General features: G+C 71.1%; 19 protein-coding genes and 1 tRNA gene. 6 read left to right on the forward strand and 14 right to left on the reverse strand.

What is annotated here, in order from left to right:
* Positions 1-564 precede the first annotated feature (564 nt).
* Together ACIQNU_RS23280 and ACIQNU_RS23285 are read right to left on the reverse strand one after the other, a co-directional pair.
* Positions 565-2118 (reverse strand): MFS transporter, encoded by a 1554-nt coding sequence (locus ACIQNU_RS23280; RefSeq protein WP_401369502.1) that lies wholly within the window; start codon positions 2116-2118, stop codon positions 565-567.
* Positions 2115-2666, reverse strand: a complete 552-nt coding sequence (locus ACIQNU_RS23285) for a TetR/AcrR family transcriptional regulator (protein WP_401369504.1) — start codon at positions 2664-2666, stop codon at positions 2115-2117. Before ACIQNU_RS23285 ends, ACIQNU_RS23280 begins: the two co-directional genes overlap by 4 nt.
* A 103-nt stretch (positions 2667-2769) precedes the next feature.
* Here ACIQNU_RS23285 and ACIQNU_RS23290 point away from each other — a divergent pair, with 103 nt between their 5' ends.
* Positions 2770-3282, forward strand: coding sequence for a hypothetical protein (locus ACIQNU_RS23290; RefSeq protein ID WP_401369930.1), 513 nt, complete (start codon positions 2770-2772; stop codon positions 3280-3282).
* A gap of 9 nt (positions 3283-3291) precedes the next feature.
* On the opposite strand, the gene argH is transcribed toward ACIQNU_RS23290, so the two are convergent.
* Positions 3292-4743 (reverse strand): argininosuccinate lyase, encoded by a 1452-nt coding sequence (argH, locus tag ACIQNU_RS23295; protein WP_401369506.1) that lies wholly within the window; start codon positions 4741-4743, stop codon positions 3292-3294.
* A gap of 127 nt (positions 4744-4870) precedes the next feature.
* Positions 4871-6064, reverse strand: a complete 1194-nt coding sequence (locus ACIQNU_RS23300; protein WP_401369509.1) for an argininosuccinate synthase — start codon at positions 6062-6064, stop codon at positions 4871-4873.
* Positions 6065-6241: 177 nt separating this feature from the next.
* Here ACIQNU_RS23300 and ACIQNU_RS23305 point away from each other — a divergent pair, with 177 nt between their 5' ends.
* Both ACIQNU_RS23305 and ACIQNU_RS23310 read left to right on the forward strand, forming a co-directional pair.
* A complete protein-coding gene (locus ACIQNU_RS23305; RefSeq protein ID WP_401369515.1) occupies positions 6242-6829 on the forward strand; it encodes a pyridoxamine 5'-phosphate oxidase family protein in 588 nt (195 codons plus the stop codon).
* A gap of 3 nt (positions 6830-6832) precedes the next feature.
* Entirely contained in the window at positions 6833-7558 is a 726-nt protein-coding gene (locus tag ACIQNU_RS23310) for a L,D-transpeptidase (RefSeq protein WP_401369518.1), read from the forward strand.
* A gap of 23 nt (positions 7559-7581) precedes the next feature.
* Here the strand turns inward: ACIQNU_RS23310 and ACIQNU_RS23315 are convergent, their stop codons facing one another.
* The 6 genes from ACIQNU_RS23315 to ACIQNU_RS23340 form a co-directional block, all read right to left on the reverse strand.
* The gene (locus ACIQNU_RS23315) at positions 7582-8121 is read right to left on the reverse strand and encodes an arginine repressor (protein WP_401369521.1); all 540 of its coding nucleotides are present in this window, start codon (positions 8119-8121) and stop codon (positions 7582-7584) included.
* A gap of 7 nt (positions 8122-8128) precedes the next feature.
* Positions 8129-9328, reverse strand: a complete 1200-nt coding sequence (locus ACIQNU_RS23320; RefSeq protein ID WP_401369523.1) for an acetylornithine transaminase — start codon at positions 9326-9328, stop codon at positions 8129-8131.
* A complete protein-coding gene (argB, locus tag ACIQNU_RS23325; protein WP_401369526.1) occupies positions 9325-10224 on the reverse strand; it encodes an acetylglutamate kinase in 900 nt (299 codons plus the stop codon). Before argB ends, ACIQNU_RS23320 begins: the two co-directional genes overlap by 4 nt.
* The gene (gene argJ, locus ACIQNU_RS23330) at positions 10221-11372 is read right to left on the reverse strand and encodes a bifunctional glutamate N-acetyltransferase/amino-acid acetyltransferase ArgJ (protein ID WP_401369527.1); all 1152 of its coding nucleotides are present in this window, start codon (positions 11370-11372) and stop codon (positions 10221-10223) included. The genes argB and argJ overlap by 4 nt, the downstream gene beginning before the upstream one ends.
* Positions 11369-12397 (reverse strand): N-acetyl-gamma-glutamyl-phosphate reductase, encoded by a 1029-nt coding sequence (gene argC / locus ACIQNU_RS23335; protein ID WP_401369530.1) that lies wholly within the window; start codon positions 12395-12397, stop codon positions 11369-11371. Before argC ends, argJ begins: the two co-directional genes overlap by 4 nt.
* A 222-nt stretch (positions 12398-12619) precedes the next feature.
* Positions 12620-12991, reverse strand: coding sequence for a winged helix-turn-helix transcriptional regulator (locus ACIQNU_RS23340; RefSeq protein ID WP_401369533.1), 372 nt, complete (start codon positions 12989-12991; stop codon positions 12620-12622).
* Between the two features lie 92 nt (positions 12992-13083).
* Here ACIQNU_RS23340 and ACIQNU_RS23345 point away from each other — a divergent pair, with 92 nt between their 5' ends.
* Complete coding sequence (locus ACIQNU_RS23345) at positions 13084-13923, forward strand: SDR family oxidoreductase (protein WP_401369536.1); 840 nt, start codon at positions 13084-13086, stop codon at positions 13921-13923.
* Positions 13924-14227: 304 nt separating this feature from the next.
* Here the strand turns inward: ACIQNU_RS23345 and ACIQNU_RS23350 are convergent, their stop codons facing one another.
* Complete coding sequence (locus ACIQNU_RS23350) at positions 14228-14857, reverse strand: TetR/AcrR family transcriptional regulator (protein ID WP_401369539.1); 630 nt, start codon at positions 14855-14857, stop codon at positions 14228-14230.
* A 70-nt stretch (positions 14858-14927) separates the two neighbouring features.
* Here ACIQNU_RS23350 and ACIQNU_RS23355 point away from each other — a divergent pair, with 70 nt between their 5' ends.
* Positions 14928-15821 carry an NADP-dependent oxidoreductase gene (locus ACIQNU_RS23355; RefSeq protein ID WP_401369542.1) on the forward strand — a complete coding sequence of 298 codons (894 nt, stop codon included), beginning with the start codon at positions 14928-14930 and terminating at the stop codon, positions 15819-15821.
* Between the two features lie 76 nt (positions 15822-15897).
* Entirely contained in the window at positions 15898-16641 is a 744-nt protein-coding gene (locus ACIQNU_RS23360) for a VOC family protein (protein WP_401369544.1), read from the forward strand.
* A 300-nt stretch (positions 16642-16941) separates the two neighbouring features.
* On the opposite strand, the gene ACIQNU_RS23365 is transcribed toward ACIQNU_RS23360, so the two are convergent.
* The 3 genes from ACIQNU_RS23365 to ACIQNU_RS23375 all read right to left on the reverse strand — a co-directional run bounded on the left by ACIQNU_RS23365 (position 16942) and on the right by ACIQNU_RS23375 (position 19917).
* A complete protein-coding gene (locus ACIQNU_RS23365; protein WP_401369547.1) occupies positions 16942-17478 on the reverse strand; it encodes a hypothetical protein in 537 nt (178 codons plus the stop codon).
* Positions 17479-17487: 9 nt separating this feature from the next.
* On the reverse strand, positions 17488-19842 hold the full coding sequence (locus tag ACIQNU_RS23370) for a hypothetical protein (protein WP_401369550.1): 2355 nt from the start codon (positions 19840-19842) through the stop codon (positions 17488-17490).
* Between the two features lie 3 nt (positions 19843-19845).
* A tRNA-Lys gene (locus tag ACIQNU_RS23375) sits at positions 19846-19917 on the reverse strand.
* Positions 19918-19929: the final 12 nt, after the last annotated feature.

Consider the following 19929-nt stretch of genomic DNA (forward strand, 5'->3'; position numbering starts at 1 on the left):
ACACGGCTCCGCCGCGAGGGCGCTACCCCCGCCACCCAAGCCACCGAACCCCCGCCGTCATGGCTCGTCGCCGCGACAGCGATTCACGGCTCCGCCGCGAGGAACCACCCGACCTGCCCCGCCCGCCCCCATGCCGCCGGGCCCGCACATGGTTGCTGGTCTCCGCGCCGTAGGTCCGCGGCTCCGCCGCGAGGAAGCACCCGCCCCGCTCCGCCACCCAATCCAGCGAACCCGCCCAGTCGTAGCGCGCCGTCGCGCCGGTGGCCCCCAGCTTCGCCGTCAGGAACCACCCCACCCGCTCCACCGGACCCGCGCCCGTAGCGGCTTGGCGCCACGCGCGGTGGGATCGCGGCCCGCCGTGGAGGGCTGAGGAATCACGGCCCCGCCGCGACAGCGGGACGCGCCTCTCCCCCACGGCGGAGCCGTGATCCCGCCGGAGCGGTGGCGCGCCACGACGGTGCGAGTCCGGCGGCATTCACGGCGGCGGTCAGTGCTCCACCGACTCCACCCCACCCGACGCCTCGCGACAGCGGCCACTCCTCCGCCGACACCCCGCGGCAGCGATCAGTGCTCCGCCCGTTCCACCCCGTCCTCCAGCTTCTGGCCCCGCAGCAGGAACCACGCTGCGATCGCCGTTGCCAGCAGGACCGCCGCTCCCGCGCCGGCGGCGATTCTCATGCCGTCCACGAAGGCCTCCTGGGCCGCGGCCAGGAGGGGTTCGGCCGTGTGCGGGGGAAGTCCCCGTACCGCCTCCACCGCTCCGCCCAGCGACTCGTGTGCCGCCGATGAGACGTCGGCCGGGGTTCCGGCGGGGACCGTGAAGTCGCGGTACACACCGGTGACGATGGAGCCCAGCAGCGCGATGCCGAGTGCCGCGCCGAGTTCGTACGCCGTCTCCGAGACGGCGGACGCGGATCCGGCCTGCTCCTTGGGCACGCTGGAGAGGATCACGTCGGCCGTGACGGTGAAGGAGAATCCCGCACCGACACCGACCATGAGCAGGACCGCCCCGAGCATCGGATACCCGGTGGACTGGCTCAGCACGGTCAGCGCGGCCAGCGCGAGCCCGATCGCCGCGAGCCCCAAGGCCACCACGCTCCGTACGGAGTACCGCCGGGCCACCCGGCCCGCGACGAGCCCGGCGACCACCGCACCCACCGCGGCGGGCAACTCGGCGAGCCCCGCCTCGAACGGCCGCCTGCCCTGCACCAGTTGCAGGAACTGAGACAGGAAGAAGACCAGGCCGGACAGGCCGAGGATGGTCAGCAGGTCGGCGAGCACCGCTCCGGAGAAGCCCCGGTGCCGGAACAGCCGCATGTCCAGCAGCGGCGCGGGCAGCGTGAGCTGGCGCCGTACGAACCAGACGAGCGCGACGACACCGAGCACACCGGTCGCCCCGGCGACCCCGTTCGGGCCGTGCGTGGCCGCTTCCTTGATCGCGTACACCACGGAGACCATGCCGACGAGGGACAGGACGACGCTGATCAGGTCCCACGGACCCGGCTTCGGGTTCTTCGACTCGGGCAGCAGCTTGTAGCCGACGACGACCAGGACGGCCATCACGGGCAGGTTGATCAGGAAGACCGAGCCCCACCAGAAGTGTTCCAGCAGGAATCCGCCCACGACGGGCCCGACGGCCGTACCGGCGGACGCCATCGCACCCCAGATACCGACGGCGAGGCTCCGCTCGCGCGGATCGTGGAAGAGGTTGCGGATGAGCGCGAGCGTGGACGGCATCAGCGTCGCACCGGCGACACCGAGCAGCGCACGGGCGAGGATCATCATCTCGGGCGTCGTCGCGTACGCGTTGAGCACCGAGACGCCGCCGAACGCGAGCGCGCCGATGAGCAGCAGCCGCTTGCGGCCGATACGGTCGCCGAGGCTGCCCATGGAGACCAGCAGACCGGCGATCACGAACGAGTAGACGTCGCCGATCCAGAGCAGTTGGTTGCCGGACGGCTTCAGGTCCTCGCTGATGTAGGGCGTGGCAAGCCCGAGTACGGTCGCGTCGACCGCGACGAGCAGCACCGCGAGGACGAGGACGGAGAGCGCGAGCCAGCGACCTGGCCGGTACTCCACCGCCTCCGTCCCGGGAGTCCGCTGCTGCGTGCTGGTCATGGTGTCACTCTCCGTCGTGCGCCGCCGAGCAACAGCTCGGCGATCATGAATGGAAGGTCTTTCGCGGCCATCCGTCCGTCCTGGACGCACCAGGTGGCGGAGCTGATGAGGCCGTAGAGCGCGTCCGTCAGCCAGGCCGGGGTCAGATCGATACGGAACTCGCCGCTCTCCTGGCCGCGCTGGAACAGTGCCGAGATCCGGGCGTCGAGCCGGGCCCAGCCCTCGTTCTGCGTCTCGCCCTCGAAGAGCTGGTTCTCGGAGTTGAGGAAGGCGAGCAGACCGGCCACGGGTTCCACCGCGCCGACCAGCCGCCGCAGCGCCTCTTCCGCGCTGCCCTCACCGAGCCGTGCCGCGTCCAGCGCGGCCTCGCACTCGCGGATGCCCAGGTCTTCCAGGGCCCGGACGAGGGCGTCGCGCCCGGCGAAGTGCCGGTGCAGGGTCGCACGGCTGATACCGGCGGCCCGCGCGACCTCGTCCATGGTGGCGGTGGCTTTACGGGTGAGCAGGGCGGCGGCGTTGCGCAGCATCTGTTCGCGATCGACGGACATGAGACGAGAGTAACGCACATGAGACATCATTGTCTCATCGGATTTTCGTACGAGCCAGGAGAGGAGCGGGTCTGTCGGGGGGATGCTTCTGCGTATGAAGCCGTTGAAACCGCTGCTGCTGCTCGACATCGACGGACCGCTCAATCCGTATCTGGCGCTGTCGGGCCCGGTACCGGACGGCTACACGCTGTACCGGACGCGTCCGGAGAGCTGGACCCAGTCGCCGTATCTGCCGGTACTGCTCAATCCGGACCACGGAGAGCGGCTGCTCGGCCTGACGACGCGCTTCGAGCTGGCGTGGGCGACGACGTGGAAGGACGAGGCCAACGAGTGGATAGGGCCGAAGCTGGGGCTGCCCCGGCTGCCCTACATCGACTGGCCGGAGATGCACGGCGCGGCGCCTGACGGTACGTACTGGAAGACGCAGTACGTGGTGGCGTACGCGGCGGGGCGGCCGTTCGCCTGGGTGGACGACGAGATCACCGCGCGCGACACGGGGTGGGTCACGGACCATCACGGCGGCGCGGCGCTGCTGCGGTGGGTGCATCCGGGCACGGGGCTGACGCGGACAGACTTCGAGGCGCTCGCCGGGTGGGCCGGCGAGCGCCTCGGGTAAGGGGGCCGGTCAGGAAGCCTGCCGCCCGGAGACCTGCTGCCGGGCGTCCGCCCACGTCCGCTGGACGGCGAGGTCGGCCCGGACCTCGGTGAGCTGCACCGCGACCGCCGACGGCGCCGTACCGCCCCGCCCGTCGCGCGATGCCAGCGCGCCCGGCACGTCGAGGACCGTCCGGACCTCGGGCGTCAGATGCGGGGAGATCTTCGCGAACTGCTCGTCCGTGAGCTGGTCCAGCTCGATGCCCTGCGCCTCGCACTCCTTCACGCACTCGCCGGCGACCTCGTGCGCGACGCGGAACGGGACGCCCTGCTTGACCAGCCACTCGGCGATGTCGGTGGCGAGCGAGAAGCCGGCGGGCGCCAGCTCCGCCATGCGCTCCCGATGCACGGTGAGCGTCGCCATCATGCCGGTGAACGCGGGCAGCAGGACCTCCAGTTGGTCGCAGGAGTCGAAGACGGGCTCCTTGTCCTCCTGGAGGTCGCGGTTGTACGCGAGCGGGAGGGCCTTCAGGGTGGCGAGCAGGCCCGTGAGGTTGCCGATGAGCCGGCCGCTCTTGCCGCGCGCCAGCTCGGCGATGTCCGGGTTCTTCTTCTGCGGCATGATCGACGAGCCGGTGGAGAAGGCGTCGTGCAGGGTGACGAAGGAGAACTCCTTCGTGTTCCAGATGATGACCTCCTCGGCGATCCGGGAGAGATCGACGCCGATCATCGCCGTGATGAACGCGAACTCGGCGGCGAAGTCGCGCGACGCGGTGCCGTCGATGGAGTTGCCGGACGAGCCGTGCTCGAAGCCGAGGTCACGGGCGACGGCCTCGGGGTCGAGGCCGAGCGAGGACCCGGCGAGCGCGCCGGAGCCGTACGGGGACACGGCGGTCCGCTCGTCCCACTGGCGCAGCCGCTCGGCGTCCCGGGAGAGCGCCTGCACATGGGCGAGCACATGGTGCGCGAACAGCACGGGCTGGGCGTGCTGGAGGTGGGTGCGGCCCGGCATGGCGACGTCCGGGTGCGCGTCGGCGAGGGAGACCAGGGCTTCCTGGAGGTCGGCGATCAGACCGCCGATCACGCGCGCGTGGTCGCGCAGATACATCCGGAAGAGGGTGGCGACCTGGTCGTTGCGGGAGCGGCCCGCGCGCAGCTTGCCGCCGAGGTCGGGGCCGAGCCGCTCCAGGAGGCCGCGCTCCAGGGCGGTGTGCACGTCCTCGTCGGCGATGGTCCCGGTGAAGGAGCCGTCGGCGACGTCCGCTTCGAGCCGGTCGAGTCCGGCGAGCATCCGCTCCAGTTCGTCGGCGGTGAGCAGGCCGGCCTTGTGCAGCACGCGCGCGTGGGCACGCGATCCGGCGATGTCGTACGGCGCGAGGCGCCAGTCGAAGTGGACGGAGGCGGAGAGTTTCGCCAGGGCCTCGGCGGGGCCGTCGGCGAACCGGCCACCCCACAGCCGGACGTCACCGCTGTTGCTGCTCACGTGCTCTGCTCCTCACGGCAGTTGATGTGCGACCGCCTCCCCGCCGGGCGCGGACGCACGAGGCGTGGGCGCACGGGGCGGGGAGGCGGGGAAACGCTATCGGCTGATCCGGTTACGTCGGATCCGGTTACGCGAGGTCCCGCTTGGCGGCGATCTTCGAGGACAGGCCGAAGATGTCGATGAAGCCCTGGGCCTTGGACTGGTCGAAGGTGTCGCCCGAGTCGTAGGTGGCGAGGTTGAAGTCGTACAGCGACTGCTCGGACTTGCGGCCGGTGACGACGGCGCGTCCGCCGCTGAGGGTCATCCGGATGTCGCCGGTGACATGCTGGTTCGCCTCGTTGACGAAGCCGTCCAGGGCGCGCTTGAGCGGCGAGAACCAGAGGCCGTCGTAGACCAGCTCGCCCCAGCGCTGCTCGACCTGCCGCTTGTAGCGGGCGAGTTCACGCTCGACGGTGACGTTCTCCAGCTCCTGGTGGGCGGTGATCAGCGCGATGGCGCCCGGCGCCTCGTACACCTCGCGGGACTTGATGCCGACGAGGCGGTCCTCGACCATGTCGATCCGGCCGATGCCCTGGGCGCCCGCGCGCTCGTTGAGCTGCTGGATCGCCTGGAGCACGGTGACCGGCCTGCCGTCGACGGCGACCGGGACGCCCTCCTTGAAGGAGATGACGACCTCGTCGGCCTCGCGCGGGACGGCCGGGTTCTGCGTGTACTCGTAGATGTCCTCGATCGGCGCGTTCCAGATGTCCTCCAGGAAGCCCGTCTCGACGGCGCGTCCGAAAACGTTCTGGTCGATGGAGTACGGGGACTTCTTGGTGGTCGCGATCGGGAGGTTCTTCTCCTCGCAGAAGGCGATCGCCTTGTCCCGTGTCATCGCGTAGTCACGGACCGGGGCGATGCACTTGAGGTCGGGCGCGAGGGAGGCGATGCCGGCCTCGAAACGGACCTGGTCGTTGCCCTTGCCGGTGCAGCCGTGGGCGACGGTCGACGCGCCGTGCTTCCGCGCGGCGGCGACCAGGTGCTTGACGATGGTCGGGCGGGACAGCGCGGACACCAGCGGATAGCGGTCCATATAGAGGGCGTTGGCCTTGATCGCCGGGAGGCAGTACTCCTCGGCGAACTCGTCCTTCGCGTCCGCGACCTCGGCCTCGACGGCGCCGCAGGCGAGCGCGCGCTTGCGGATGACGTCCAGGTCCTCGCCGCCCTGGCCGACGTCCACGGCGACGGCGATGACCTCGGCGCCCGTCTCCTCGGCGATCCAGCCGATGGCGACGGAGGTGTCCAGGCCTCCCGAGTAGGCGAGTACGACGCGCTCGGTCACGGGTTTCTCCTCACAAGTGCATTCGCTGATATGCATGAGTATGCACTGCCCTGCATGATTCGTCAATCCGCCCCGTCGGGCGCGCCCGGACGGATGCCGGGCGGGCACACCAGGGGCAGATACTTAGGCGCGCAAACCATTAGACATTCGAACGACATCGCTCGATAATCGGTGGACATGGGAAAGACTTATGAACGCATCGACGGCCGCCTCCGTACGTTCATCGAGGCGCAGCCCGTCTTCTTCACGGCGACGGCGCCCCTGTCCGGCGACGGCACCGTCAATCTCTCGCCCAAGGGCCTCAGCGGCTCGTTCGCGGTGCTCGACGCGCACACGGTGGCGTACCTCGACTTCGCGGGGAGCAATGCGGAGACGATCGCGCACCTCCGGGAGAACGGCAGGATCACCCTCATGTGGTGCGCCTTCCAGGGCCCGCCGAACATCGTCCGGGTGCACGGCCGGGGCGAGCCCGTCTTCCGCGACGACCCCCGCTTCCCCGAGCTGGTCGGGCACTTCCCCGGCATCGACCCCACCCCGCACGGACTGCGCGCCGTCATCGTGGTCACCGCCGACCTCATCCGCGACACCTGTGGGTACGCGGTGCCGTTCATGGCGTACGAGGAGGACCGCGACCTGCACGGCAAGCGCTTCGCGCGCGAGGACGACACCTCACTGAGCGCCTACTTCGAGAAGAAGGACCACGTGGCGACGAGCCTGGACGGCCTACCCGGGCTGCCGTTGCCGCTGCCGGGCCGTACGTTCTGAGGCATGCGCCTCGGTGTCACCGCGATCCTGTCCGCCGCCCTGCTCACCCTGGGCGCCGCCCCGCCCGGCGCCGCGTCCGGTCCCGCGTCCGGCGGCGGCCCCGGACCGCTGCCCGCGCGGATGGCGGACACCGGTGGCGGCAGCCAGCTGATCACCGCTCAGGCCGAGCGCACGGACTCCACGACCGGGACGGTCACCTGGTGGGATCTGCGCGACGGACAGTGGGTCGCGGCCGGTTCGGCGCAGGCCCGCTTCGGCGCCAAGGGCCTCACCGAGGGCGGCTCCCGCCAGCAGGGCACCAATACGACACCGACCGGGCTGTACGACCTGCCGTTCGCCTTCGGCATCGAGCCCCCGCCCGACGGGACGGCGACCCCGTACCGGCCGGTCCGCGAGACGTCCTGGTGGTGCCAGGACAACGACTCGCGCTCCTACAACCGCTGGACCGAACCGCGCCCGGCGGACTGCCGGGCCACCGAGTCGGAACACCTCGTCACCTACGCGGCCCAGTACGCGCACGCCCTGGTCATCGGCTTCAACTACGACCGTCCGGTTCGGGGCAGGGGCGCCGGCATCTTCCTCCACGTCAACGGTGAGGGCGCGACGGCGGGCTGTGTGTCGGTCCCGCACGAGGCGATGCGCCGCATCCTGACCTGGGCCCACCCGGACCGCGCACCGCACATCGCGATCGGAACGGAGTCCGGGGAGACGGCCCTGACCCGGTATTAGCTTCGGCGACCCGCCTACCGCCTTCAGTGCGCCTTCTGCGCGAGCCCCAGCAGATGGTCCGCCAGCGCCTGACCCCCCGTAGCCTCCCTGCTGATCAGCAGCAACGTATCGTCACCCGCGATCGTGCCCAGGATGTCGTGGAGTTCGGCCTGGTCGATGGCCGATGCGAGGAACTGGGCGGCGCCGGGCGGCGTCCGCAGGACAACGAGGTTCGCCGACGCCTCCGCCGAGATCAGCAGCTCCCCGGAGAGCCGCCGCATCCGCTCCTCCTTCGCCGACTCCCCCAGCGGTGCGCGCGGGGTGCGGAATCCGCCCTCGCTCGGGACCGCGTAGATGAGGTCGCCGTCGTTGTTGCGGATCTTGACCGCGTTCAGCTCGTCCAGGTCGCGGGAGAGCGTCGCCTGGGTGACGTTCAGCCCGTCGTCGGCGAGGAGCTTCGCGAGCTGGCTCTGGGAGCGGACCGGCTGCCGGTTGAGGATGTCCACGATCCGGCGGTGGCGTGCGGTGCGGGTCTGCGGCACGGCGGGGCCCGCGTGCTCGTTGTCCTGCTGCGCCTGGTTCATCTTCGTTTCATTCTCCGGCTCGTCCGTCCCCGTGGGCTGCGTCGAGAACGCCGGGCAGGGCCCCCAGGAACGCGTCCACCTCGTCGTCGCGGACGTTCAGCGGCGGCATCAGCCGTACGACATCGGGTGCGGGCGCGTTGACGAGGAAGCCGGCGTCCTGGGCCGCGCGCTGCGCCTGCGGTGCGAGCGGTCCGGTGAGCACGATACCCAGCAGGAGGCCCGCGCCCCGGACATGGCTGATCAGCGGATGCCCCAGGGACTCGATTCCGTCCCGCAGCCGCTCACTTGTCCGCTTGGTGTTCTCCAGGAGTCCGTCGGCCGCGACGGTGTCGAGTACGGCGAGTCCGGCGGCGCACGCGACCGGGTTGCCGCCGAACGTCGTACCGTGCTGGCCCGGCTTCAGCAGGTCGGCCGCCGGGCCGAAGGCGACGGTCGCGGCGAGCGGCAGACCGCCGCCGAGAGCCTTCGCGAGTGTGACGACATCGGGCTCGACGCCCTCGTGGGCCTGGTGGGCGAACCAGTGCCCGGTGCGGCCGATCCCGGTCTGCACCTCGTCCAGGACGAGCAGGGTGCCGGTGGCGCGGGTGATCTCGCGGGCCGCCCTGAGGTAGCCGGCCGGGGGCACGACGACGCCGTTCTCACCCTGGACCGGCTCGATGATCACCAGTGCGGTGTCCTCGGTGACGGCGGCCCGCAGGGCGTCGGCGTCGCCGTACGGGACGTGGGTGACGTCGCCGGGCAGCGGGCGGAAAGGTTCCTGCTTGCCGGGCTGGCCGGTGAGGGCGAGGGCGCCCATGGTGCGGCCGTGGAAGGCGCCCTCGGTGGCGACCATGTGGGGGCGTCCGGTCAGCCGTCCGATCTTGAAGGCGCCCTCGTTGGCTTCGCCGCCGGAGTTGCAGAAGTACACGCGTCCTTCGCGCCCGAAGAGCTGGAGCAGGCGTTCGGCGAGGGCGACGGGCGGTTCGGCGACGAACAGGTTCGACACATGGCCGAGCGAGGCGATCTGCTCGCTCACGGCCCGGACGACCGCGGGGTGCGCGTGCCCGAGCGCGTTCACGGCGATCCCGCCGACGAAGTCGAGGTATCCGGTGCCGTCGGCGTCCCACACCCGGGTGCCCTCGCCGCGGACCAGCGGCAGCCTCGGCGTGCCGTAGTTGTCCATGAGCGAGCCCTGCCAGCGCCGGGTGAGGTTGTCGTTGGCGGTCATGCGTCCCCCTCCTCGTCCGGCACGACCATCGTGCCGATGCCCTCGTCGGTGAAGATCTCCAGCAGGATCGAGTGCTGGACCCGCCCATCGATGACGCGGGCCGTGCGGACGCCGCCCCGTACGGCGTGCAGACAGCCCTCCATCTTCGGGACCATGCCGCTGGCCAGCTCGGGCAGCAGCTTCTCCAGTTGGCTCGCGGTGAGTCTGCTGATGACCTCGTCGCTGCTGGGCCAGTCCTCGTAGAGGCCCTCGACGTCGGTGAGGACCATCAGTGTCTCGGCGTTCAGGGCGGCGGCGAGGGCCGCGGCGGCCGTGTCGGCGTTGACGTTGTAGATGTGTCCGTCGTCGCCGGAGCGGGCGATGGACGAGACGACGGGGATCCGGCCGTCGTCGAGGAGAGCGGTGATCGCGCCGGTGTCTATCCGGGTGATCTCGCCGACGCGGCCGATGTCGATCCGTTCGCCGTCGATCTCGGGGCGGTGCCGGACGGCGGTGATGGTGTGGGCGTCCTCGCCGGTGAGGCCGACGGCGAAGGGGCCGTGCTGGTTGAGCAGCCCGACCAGTTCCCGCTGGACCTGTCCGGCGAGGACCATCCGTACGACGTCCATCGCCTCGGGTGTGGTGACGCGCAGGCCCGCCTTGAACTCGCTGACCAGGCCGTGCCGGTCGAGCTGGGCGCTGATCTGGGGGCCGCCGCCGTGCACGACGACCGGCTTGAGGCCCGCGTGGCGCAGGAACACGACGTCCTGCGCGAAGGCGGCCTTGAGGTCGTCGTCGATCATGGCGTTGCCGCCGAACTTCACGACGACGGTCTTGCCGTGGTGCCGGGTCAGCCAGGGCAGCGCCTCGATGAGGATCTGCGCCTTGGGGAGCGCGGTGTGCTTGCGGGTGCTCATGACGAGTACGCGCTGTTCTCGTGGACGTAGTCGGCGGTGAGGTCGTTGGTCCAGATCGTCGCGGTCTCGGAGCCGGCGGCGAGGTCGGCGGTGATGACGACCTCGCGGTAGCGCATGTCGACCAGGTCGCGGTCCTCGCCGACGCCGCCGTTCTTGCAGACCCAGACGCCGTTGATGGCGACGTTCAGCTCGTCGGGTGCGAAGGCGGCGGACGTGGTGCCGATGGCGGACAGCACCCGGCCCCAGTTCGGGTCCTCGCCGTGCAGGGCGCACTTGAGGAGGTTGTTACGGGCGATGGAGCGGCCCACGAGTACGGCGTCGTCCTCGGTCGCCGCGTTGATCACGTCGATCCGGATGTCCTTGCTCGCGCCCTCCGCGTCGCCGATGAGCTGGCGGCCGAGGTCGTCGCAGACCTGCCGTACGGCCTCGGCGAACGCGTCCTGGTCGGGGGTGATGCCGGACGCGCCGGAGGCGAGCAGCAGCACGGTGTCGTTGGTGGACATGCAGCCGTCGGAGTCGACGCGGTCGAAGGTGACCCGGGTGGCGGCGCGCAGCGCCTTGTCGAGGGCCGGCGCTTCGAGGTCGGCGTCGGTGGTGAGGACGACCAGCATGGTGGCGAGGCCGGGGGCGAGCATGCCCGCGCCCTTGGCCATGCCGCCGACGGTCCAGCCGTCGCGGGTGACGACGGACGTCTTGTGGACGGTGTCGGTGGTCTTGATGGCGATGGCGGCCTTCTCGCCGCCGTGCTCGCTGAGCTGGGCGGCGGCGGTCTCGACGCCCGGCAGCAGCTTGTCCATGGGCAGCAGCAGGCCGATGAGCCCGGTCGAGGCGACGGCGACCTCACCGGCGCTGTGGCCGAGCGTCGCGGCGACCTTCTCGGCGGTGGCGTGGGTGTCCTGGAAGCCCTGAGGTCCCGTACAGGCGTTGGCGCCACCGGAGTTGAGGACCACGGCGGAGACCTGGCCGCCCTTGAGCACCTGCTCGGACCAGAGGACCGGGGCGGCCTTGACGCGGTTGGAGGTGAAGACGCCCGCGGCGCTCAGGCGGGGCCCGGTGTTGACGACGAGGGCCAGGTCCGGATTGCCGTTCTGCTTGATCCCGGCGGCGATGCCCGAGGCGGTGAAGCCCTTGGCAGCGGTGACACTCACGGTGCGACTCCGATCGTGGAAAGTCCGGTGGTCTCTTCGATTCCCAGGGCGATGTTCATGCTCTGGACGGCACCGCCCGCGGTGCCCTTGGTGAGGTTGTCGATGGCGCTGATCGCGATCACGCGGTGCGCGGCGGCGTCGTACGCGACCTGGATCTGTACGGCGTTGGAGCCGTACACGGACGCGGTGGCGGGCCACTGCCCCTCGGGCAGCAGATGGACGAAGGGTTCGTCGGCGAACGCCTTCTCGTACGCGGCGCGGACGGACTCGGCGGTGGTACCCGGCTTCGGCCGCGCACTGCAGGTGGCGAGGATGCCGCGGGACATCGGGACGAGCGTCGGCGTGAACGAGACGGTGACGGGTTCGCCGGCCGCCGCGCTGAGGTTCTGGATCATCTCGGGCGTGTGCCGGTGCCCGCCGCCGACACCGTACGGGGACACGGAGCCCATGACCTCGCTGCCGAGGAGGTGCGTCTTGGGGGCCTTGCCGGCGCCGGAGGTGCCGGAGGCGGCGACGATCACCGCTTCGGGTTCGAGCAGACCGGCGGCGTACGCGGGGAACAGGGCGAGCGAGACGGCCGTGGGGTAGCAGCCGGGCACCGCGATGCGCTTGGACCCCTCCAGCGCACCGCGGCCACCCGGCAGTTCGGGCAGGCCGTAGGGCCAGGTCCCCGCGTGCGGCGATCCGTAGAACCGCTCCCAGTCGGCGGCGTCCCGCAGCCGGAAGTCCGCGCCCATGTCGATGACGAGGACATCGGGGCCGAGCTGTTCGGCGACGGCGGCGGACGCGCCGTGCGGCAGTGCGAGGAAGACGACGTCGTGCCCGGCGAGGGCGTCGGGGGTGGTCTCCGCGAGGACGCGGTCGGCGAGCGGGAGCAGCTGCGGTTGCAGTGCGCCCAGCCGCTGTCCGGCGTTGGAGTTCCCGGTCAGCGCCCCGATCTCGACCCCGGGATGCCCCACGAGCAGCCGCAGCACCTCCCCACCGGCATACCCACTGGCCCCCGCCACCGCGACACGCACCACCATGAATCCTCCTCCTGGAGGGCATGACTATACGCATCTATGCACGTTTATGCAATGCCGCCGGGTGGGACCGCAGACCGGCTGTGACTGAGCGCTTCAGGTGGCGGGTGAGCGCTTGAGTTGGCGGAGGCGGGAGGAGGACAGGATCGAGGCCAGGTGCACGACGACTGTCACCCATGTGACCAGGTCACGCTGGATTCGCCTTCGAGACCGACCCCTGACCCACTATCCCGCGCTTCGCGGCGGTAGCCGTTGTGTGATCCGGTTGAACAAGTCCCTCAGCGGCTCGCCGATGTCCTGACCGAACTCGGTCAGCCCGTAGGTGACCTGGGGCGGCGTCGTCGGCTCCACCTTCCGCCAGACCAGGCCGTCCTGGACCAGCGCGCGCAGGGTCTGAGCGAGCATCTTCTCGCTGATGCCCCGGATGGTGTCGCGCAGCTCGTAGAACCGAAGATCGTTGCTTCGCAAGGAGATGAGCACCCAGACACCCCACCTGCTGGTCACGTGATCGACCATGTCACGCGCGGGGCAGTCGGTGTGAAACACCTCATACCCATTGCCCGCCTCGGCTGGCTCCACCTGCATACCTTCCCTCATGTCTGGAGCTTACCTCTGGGTATGTTCTTACGAAAAGTAAGCCTGGCTCCTAGCGTCAATTACCGCAGCGCACAACGGACTAGGAGCTGAAGATGATCGTGGTGACCGGAGCTACCGGCAATGTGGGCCGACCTTTGACGCAGGCCCTGGCGGAGGCGGGTGAGCAGGTGACGGCGGTGTCACGGCGGGCGGTGGCGATGCCGGACGGAGTCCGGCATGTGGCGGCCGACCTGGCCGAGCCGACTGGCCTCGCACCCATGTTGGACGGGGCAAAGGCTCTGTTCCTCTTGCTGTCCGGCGACCTTCACGCCCCCACAGCCAGGCCGACCGACATCATCGGCCTGGCTGCGGCCAGCGGGGTTCGCCGGGTCGTCCTGCTGTCTTCGCAGGGCGTGGCGACCAGGCCGCTCGGCCCGTCGCGGGTCGCGATGCGCACGGTGGAGGACGCGTTGCGGGAGTCCGGCCTGGACTGGGCCGTACTGCGACCGGGCGGTTTCGCCTCCAACGCCTTGGCCTGGGCGGAGTCCGTCCGCACGCAAGGGATGGTCGCCGCGCCCTTCGGCGACGTGGGGGTGCCGGTCGTCGACCCGGCGGACATCGCCGAGGTCGCGGCGGCCTGCCTGCTGGACGACCGGCACACCGGCGGGGTGTACGAGTTGACCGGGCCAGAGGTCATCACGCCGCGTCAGCAGGCGGAGGAGATCGCCGCCGCGCTCGGCTCGCCCGTGCGGTTTCACGAACTCACCCGCAGTGAGGCCAAAGCCGCGATGACGGAGTTCGTGCCGATGGAACTCGCCGACGACACCCTGGACATCATCTCCGCCCCGAACCCGGCCGAACTGCGGATCAGCCCGGATGTGGAACGAGTCCTCGGCCGTGCCCCGCACCCCTTCAACGGCTGGGTCGCCCGCAACATCGCCGCTTTCCGCTGAGGCACGACTCTCAACTGAAGCACCCGGGCAGCCTCGTGCGGCTGCGACCGCACGAGGCGCCCACCTCCGTACCGCCGCCGTCGCCGGCGCGCGAGGCGCCGAGCCGCGCAGGCCCTCAGGCCAGGCCCTGCCGAACAGACCGCCGCAGGTTGCAAGAAGCGTGACCAGATGGTTCCAACAAGCGTGTCCCGCAGAATCAAGACCGCCAGGTCACCACACCACGCTGGTTCCATCTATCGTGTCCCGGCTCAGGCCGGGGCCTGCCTCTCACCCGTGCCGGGTGCCGGGCCGCCCCCGAAGCCGGCTACGGTCCGGCTGCGCCGGCGGGGCTTCCGGGGCTTTCGGGGCTTTCGGGGCTTTCGGGGGGAGGGGTGACGGCCCATGCCGCCTCGATCATCCGGAAGATCTCGTCGAGCGCGGTCTGCGGATCGGCCGCCTCACGGGCCAGCGCATAGGCGTCGATCACGAATCTGGCGATGGCCCGGCAGGCCGTGGCGGTCTGCGACAGGGCGGGATCGGCGGCGATGGCCGTCGCCAGTGCCTCCGCGTGGCGCAGCCTCATCGACTCCTCGTACTCCCGCAGGGCGGGTGAGGCGTCGATCATGCGCCAGATCGGGGTGGCGCTGTCCGCCGTGCAATGTCGCACCAGGGCCTGGACCTCGCGGCGCAGCGCCGGGATGAGCGGCTCATCCGCCCGGCCCGCGACCGCCCGCGCGAGGCGTAGCTCGAAGTCTTCGTCCCGCTCGAACACCAAGGCCTCTTTCGAGGCGAAGTGGGAGAAGACCGTGGTGACGGCCACGTCGGCCTCGGCGGCCACGTCACGGATGCCCACCGCGTCGAAGCCGCGCTCCAGGAAGAGCCGCAGGGCGGTGTCGGCGATCTTCTGGCGGGTCGCGGCTTTCTTGCGCTCACGGCGCCCGGTCGGCACGGTCATGATCTGACACTACCAGGTACAAAACCCGAACCGTTTTTAAACACTAACCGTTAGTGTTACGGTCTGTCACATGAAGAAAGTGAGCTTCGCCGAGTTCGGCGGTCCGGACGTGCTGCGCCTCGTGGACGCCGAGGAACCCCATGCGGGCCCCGGTCAGGTACGCATCGCCGTGCGGGCGGTGGGCGTGAATCCCGTCGACTGGAGGATCCGCGAAGGCCAGGTCCTGGGGGCGCATCCGATCGAGTTGCCCTCCGGAGTCGGGCTGGACGCCGCCGGGGTGGTGGACGAGGTCGGCGAGGGCGTGCAGGGGGTCGAGGCCGGCGACCATGTGTTCGGTGAAGGATCAAGCACCTATGCCGAGTTCGCCGTGCTGTCGGCCTGGGCCCGTATGCCCGAGGGGCTGACGTTCGAAGAGGCGGCCGGGTACCCCTCCGTGGTGGAGACGGCGCTGCGCATCATCCGCGAGGTCGACGTGCGGCCCGGACAGACACTGCTGGTCAGCGGAGCGTCCGGAGGAGTCGGATCAGCGGTGCTGCAGATCGCCCACGACCGCGGCATCACGGTGATCGGCACGGCTGGGGCCGCGAACCAGGGCTATCTGCGCGGCCTGGGCGCCCTCGCCACGACGTACGGCGAGGGCTGGGTCGAGCGAGTGCGGCAGCTCGGCCGTGTCGACGCGGCTCTCGACCTGGCCGGCTCGGGTGTGATACCCGAGCTGGTCGAGCTGACCGGGGATCCGCAGAAGGTGATCTCCATCGCCGATCTCGGTGCGGCGGCGCTCGGTGTCCGATTCTCCGGCGTGGCCGGGAGCGTGCCGGAAGCGCTCGCCGAGGCCGTCGACCTCATCTCGCGCGGAAGACTCCAGATCCCGGTCGAGAAGTCGTACACGCTGGCCGAGGCCGCGGCGGCGCATGTCGACAGCCAGGCCGGCCACGCGCGCGGGCGCCGGGTCCTGATCATCTGAAAGCCGGACCTGGGCGGACCTGGCCTGGCCTGAAGATGCCGTCGCGTCGGTGGAGCGGGTGCATACGATCGGCGGCATGGCGCTGCGACCTGTTCAAGTGAACGTGAAGGCTCTTGATGCCCCGGCGGTCGGCCGGTTCTGGGCGGAGGCGCTCGGCTGGAGTGCGTACAGCCCCGGCGTGACCACCTACGTCGGACCCGCCGGCGGCCTCGCCTGGCCGGACCCGGTCGTCGTCGGCATCGACGTCGTTCCCGTCCCGGAACCCAAGACACCGACGAAGAACCGTGTGCACCTCGACCTCGCCACCACCTCCGCGGCCCATCAGACGGAGTTGGTCTCCCGCCTCCTCGCGCTCGGTGCGACGCCCGCCGACGTGGGCCAGGGCGACGCCGTGCCCTGGTCGGTCCTCGCCGACCCGGAGGGCAACGAGCTGTGCGTGCTGGAGCCTCGGGAGGTCTACCGGGACACCGGGCCGATCGCCGCGGTGGTGGTCGACTGCGTGGATCCGCGGGCCATGGCCCGGTTCTGGGGCGCGGCGATCGACTGGGCCCTGCACGAGGTGGCCGACGACCGTGCGGTGCTGCGTTCCGCCGAGGAGGTCGGCCCGTACCTCGAATTCCTCCGCACGCCCGGTGTGAAGACGGTGCCGGACCGCGTCCATCTCGACCTGCTGCCGTACCCCGGGGACGACAAGGAGGCGGAGGTGGCCCGGTTGCGGGGCCTCGGCGCGACGGATCTCGACCTCGGTCAGGGCGATGTCCCGTGGACGTGTCTGGTCGACCCTGAGGGTCACGAGTTCTGCGTCCTCGCACCGTCCTGACGCGGGGCTTGAGTGGACGCGGAGTTCTCCGCCGCCTCCGCCTGGCGGTGACGCCTCCACCACGACCCGGTGTTCCGCGTGCTCCGCGGCCCGGCCCGAGGCGGTCTCCGGCTCAGGGACGTCCCCCCCTGCTCACCGAGGCCCTGCCCCCCACTCGGACCCGTCACCCGACGAAACCGCAGCGGACGCGCGGCGGCCCGGCGAACTCTCGCCACGGGAACTCCAGGTACTGGCCGAGCTGACCGCCGTCCGCACCGACAAGGAGATTCGAACTCAGTCACCTCAGTCACCTCAGTCACCTCAGTCGAAGGCCGCCACGAGACGGACATCCTCCGCACCGAAGCGCTCCGCCAGGGCCTTCATCACGGCGAAGACGTGTCTCCAGTGGGACTCCCCGCCCAGGACGGCACCGGCCGTCAGCGGTTCGTACGTGCACCGCAAGTCATCGGTGATCCACTCCGTGCAGGAATCGGCGCCGTCCAGCCCGTGCGGTCGGGGACCCACCTCGGCGACCAGTTCCGGGGGCCATGCGGCCGGTACGAGCTGCTGGCGCCGCGTCGAGGGCAGCGACGGCGACGACCACGTCAGCCGACCTGCGTAGTACTCGGGACCGGACGCCGGATCCAGGCCCGCGATGTCGGCCCAGCTCACCCAGGTGGCCCCCGTCATCGCACCTTGCGCCACCCACGGTTCCAACTGCGCCCGCAGGCTGCTCGACAGGTCATCGGGAAGACCACGGTCTGCGGCGAGGGGGCGATGTCCCGCGTAGTTGCGCACCCCGAAGAGACAGCCGAAGGACGCGTAGTCGTTCTGGGAGTACAGCGGCCAGAGATCCATCGCGATGGGTCAGGTCCGGGGTGGTCGGCTGAGCCAGTGGGGTTTTGTCGTCCAGGCGAGGAGGCGGCGGCCGGGCGGTGTGTCGGTCGGGGTGCCCGACGCTGCCTGCCGCAGGCCGGTCAGCGCGGGGGCGAGGCGTGCCGCTACGTGGGCAGGGTGCCGGGCCGCTTCCTCGGTCAGTTCGGCGATCACCCGGGCCTGCGTCGCCGGGTCGCACAGCGACAGGTGGAACACCATCTGGCGCCATGCGTACGCCGCGTCCTTGATCATGGGCAGGGGCCGCCGGTTGTTGTGGACGCGTGCCGTCGTCCGGCAGACGGTGGTGAAGCTGCGGCGGGACAGGTCCTCCCAGCCGGGTGCGGGGCGGATGCCGACGCGGGCGACCAGGGTGGCCAGGTTGTGGGTGGTGAGGATCTGGGCCTGCTCGACGATCATGCCGTTCGCCGCGACCGACCATTCTCCGGACCCACCGGCCCGCCCGGTGCACAGCTCCGCGAACCCGGGAGAGGTCCGGGGCCCCCGCCCCCGCGTCGGCGTCTGCGTCTGCGTCTGCGTCCCGTCCCTCTGGGCTTGCGCGAGGGCACGGACGGCCGCGTAGTCGATGTCGTAGTACCGCTCGTACAGGGTGCCGCCGAGCAGGTCGGCGGCGACCTGGGCCGCCGCGAGGAACTTCGGAGCGAAGGTGCCCATGAAGATGTCGGCGGCCAGTTCCTCCACGAAAGGCGCGTCGAGTCCGGCCTGCCGGGCGAGTACGCCGAGTTCCCGGATCAGCGGGTTGGGCAGGAGGGTGCCGGGGAACGCCTGCACGGCCAGTTCGCCGAGCTGCCGCAGCGCGGTGCGCGCCGCGTCCCGGCCGTCCCCGCCGGCGCGGTGCCCGGCCGCCGCCCGCACCCAGGGCAGTTCCTCGACCCGCACCTGCCCCGCGAGGTCGAGCAGGAGCAGGGAGCGGCGGTTGCGGAACGCCCGGTAGTTCGCGGCGATCAGGGTACGCAGCGCCTCGTCCGCGTACGCCTGCGCGCTGGTCACGGCCACGAGCTGCGGCACCAACTCGGCCAGGACCTCGGCCGATGGCACCACACCGCGCTCCACGAGCGTCCCGATCGGGGCGCTCAGCGCGGCCTCCACCGTATGCCGGACCGGCGCGGGCACCGGTGTCCCGGCGGGTATCCCGGTCTCCTCCGCCTCGCGCGCCGACACATCGGCGACCAGCGGTGCCACGTCGGCCACGCCCGACTCCCGCGGAAGGCCGGACAGCCGGCGCAGCACGAGCTGGGTCACGGAGATGTACGAGGGCCGGGCCGCCTGCGCCGCCTGGCGGGTGCGCAGTTCGGTGTGCCGGGCGGACCCGGGCAGTCCGCGCCGCCGCACCATGGACTCGACCGCATGCCGGAGCAGCCCCAGCCGCCGCGGGTCCAACCGCCGCCCGGTGACGGCCACTTCGAGGGCGCCGCGCAGAATGCCCAGGTTCTCCTTCGGGTCCCGGTGCTTGGTGCAGCGGGTGTGGGTCGCGGCCAACTCCCGGTACCGGCGGAGAAGTTCCGTACCGCGCCGCCGCCAGGCATCGTCGGGGGCGCGGTCGAGCACGCGGCCGCCGGCCGTCTCCAGCCAGTGGGCGAGGAGTTCGTCGCCGAACGGCTGCCAGACGGACAGCGCCTCGCGCTGCGTCTCGATCGCCTCGTTCGGCTGCCGGAGGGCCAGGGCGGCGCCGGTGTCGCCGGCCGTGCGCCGGTGGACCGCCTCCGCGTCCGGCACGGGCAGTTCGGACGGCCGGGGTGTGAAGCGGAGCCGGTCGGCGAACGGTTCCAGTTCGTCGACGAGGTCCAGCGCACCGGTCGCGTCGCCTGCCCGCACCAGCCACGCCACGGTGAGCAGCGCGGCCTCCTCGGGCACGGCGATGTCGTAACGGCCGCTGTCGAGGAGGGTGTTGAGCCGGTTCAGGCCCGGCTCGGTGAGGCAGTACGCGAAGAGCGCCCCGCGCCGCTCGGGCACCCCCGCCCGCGCCGCCGCCTCACGCTCGTACGGCTGGAGCGGGCCTCCGGCACGGGCGGCGGACGTCGCGAAGCCGCCCCGGACGACCTCCGGGGTCACCCAGGCGGGCAGCCCGGCGACCGGCGTACGCGAGCCGATGGACAGGGTGCCGTCGGCGATTCCGGCGAGGACGGCGCGCCAGCGGGCGACGCGGGTCTCGGCGCGGCGTCGGGTGTCCGGGTCGCCGTGGGTCAGCGAGGTCGCGAAGGCGCGGGCCAACTGACCCTGCGGGTAGGTCGCGGAGATGTGGGTTCCGGATCCGGTTCCCGACTCGGTTCCGGTTCCGGATTCTGTTCCGGATTCGGCGGAATGCTGCTGCCCAGCGTCGTCGTTCATAAGCCGACGTGGCGGGTTCCGCCCCCGCGCCCTCCGGGTGAAGAGCCCGGTGCTCTGCTGCTGAGCTACACGCCGATGGGACGTGAG

This window comes from Streptomyces sp. NPDC091292 (assembly GCF_044757265.1).
GTDB lineage: Bacteria > Actinomycetota > Actinomycetes > Streptomycetales > Streptomycetaceae > Streptomyces.

Excerpts from the sequence above, each read along its gene's own strand:
- ACIQNU_RS23360 (WP_401369544.1), top strand. The coding sequence starts at position 15,898 with ATGGCGCTGCGACCTGTTCAAGTGAACGTGAAGGCTCTTGATGCCCCG.
- ACIQNU_RS23370 (WP_401369550.1), bottom strand. The coding sequence starts at position 19,842 with ATGAACGACGACGCTGGGCAGCAGCATTCCGCCGAATCCGGAACAGAA.
- ACIQNU_RS23340 (WP_401369533.1), bottom strand. The coding sequence starts at position 12,991 with ATGAGGGAAGGTATGCAGGTGGAGCCAGCCGAGGCGGGCAATGGGTAT.
- ACIQNU_RS23315 (WP_401369521.1), bottom strand. The coding sequence starts at position 8,121 with ATGAACCAGGCGCAGCAGGACAACGAGCACGCGGGCCCCGCCGTGCCG.
- argC (WP_401369530.1), bottom strand. The coding sequence starts at position 12,397 with ATGGTGGTGCGTGTCGCGGTGGCGGGGGCCAGTGGGTATGCCGGTGGG.
- ACIQNU_RS23365 (WP_401369547.1), bottom strand. The coding sequence starts at position 17,478 with ATGGATCTCTGGCCGCTGTACTCCCAGAACGACTACGCGTCCTTCGGC.
- ACIQNU_RS23280 (WP_401369502.1), bottom strand. The coding sequence starts at position 2,118 with ATGACCAGCACGCAGCAGCGGACTCCCGGGACGGAGGCGGTGGAGTAC.
- ACIQNU_RS23285 (WP_401369504.1), bottom strand. The coding sequence starts at position 2,666 with ATGTCCGTCGATCGCGAACAGATGCTGCGCAACGCCGCCGCCCTGCTC.
- ACIQNU_RS23350 (WP_401369539.1), bottom strand. The coding sequence starts at position 14,857 with ATGACCGTGCCGACCGGGCGCCGTGAGCGCAAGAAAGCCGCGACCCGC.
- ACIQNU_RS23305 (WP_401369515.1), top strand. The coding sequence starts at position 6,242 with ATGGGAAAGACTTATGAACGCATCGACGGCCGCCTCCGTACGTTCATC.
- ACIQNU_RS23320 (WP_401369523.1), bottom strand. The coding sequence starts at position 9,328 with ATGACCGCCAACGACAACCTCACCCGGCGCTGGCAGGGCTCGCTCATG.
- ACIQNU_RS23355 (WP_401369542.1), top strand. The coding sequence starts at position 14,928 with ATGAAGAAAGTGAGCTTCGCCGAGTTCGGCGGTCCGGACGTGCTGCGC.
- ACIQNU_RS23310 (WP_401369518.1), top strand. The coding sequence starts at position 6,833 with ATGCGCCTCGGTGTCACCGCGATCCTGTCCGCCGCCCTGCTCACCCTG.
- ACIQNU_RS23345 (WP_401369536.1), top strand. The coding sequence starts at position 13,084 with ATGATCGTGGTGACCGGAGCTACCGGCAATGTGGGCCGACCTTTGACG.
- argB (WP_401369526.1), bottom strand. The coding sequence starts at position 10,224 with ATGAGCACCCGCAAGCACACCGCGCTCCCCAAGGCGCAGATCCTCATC.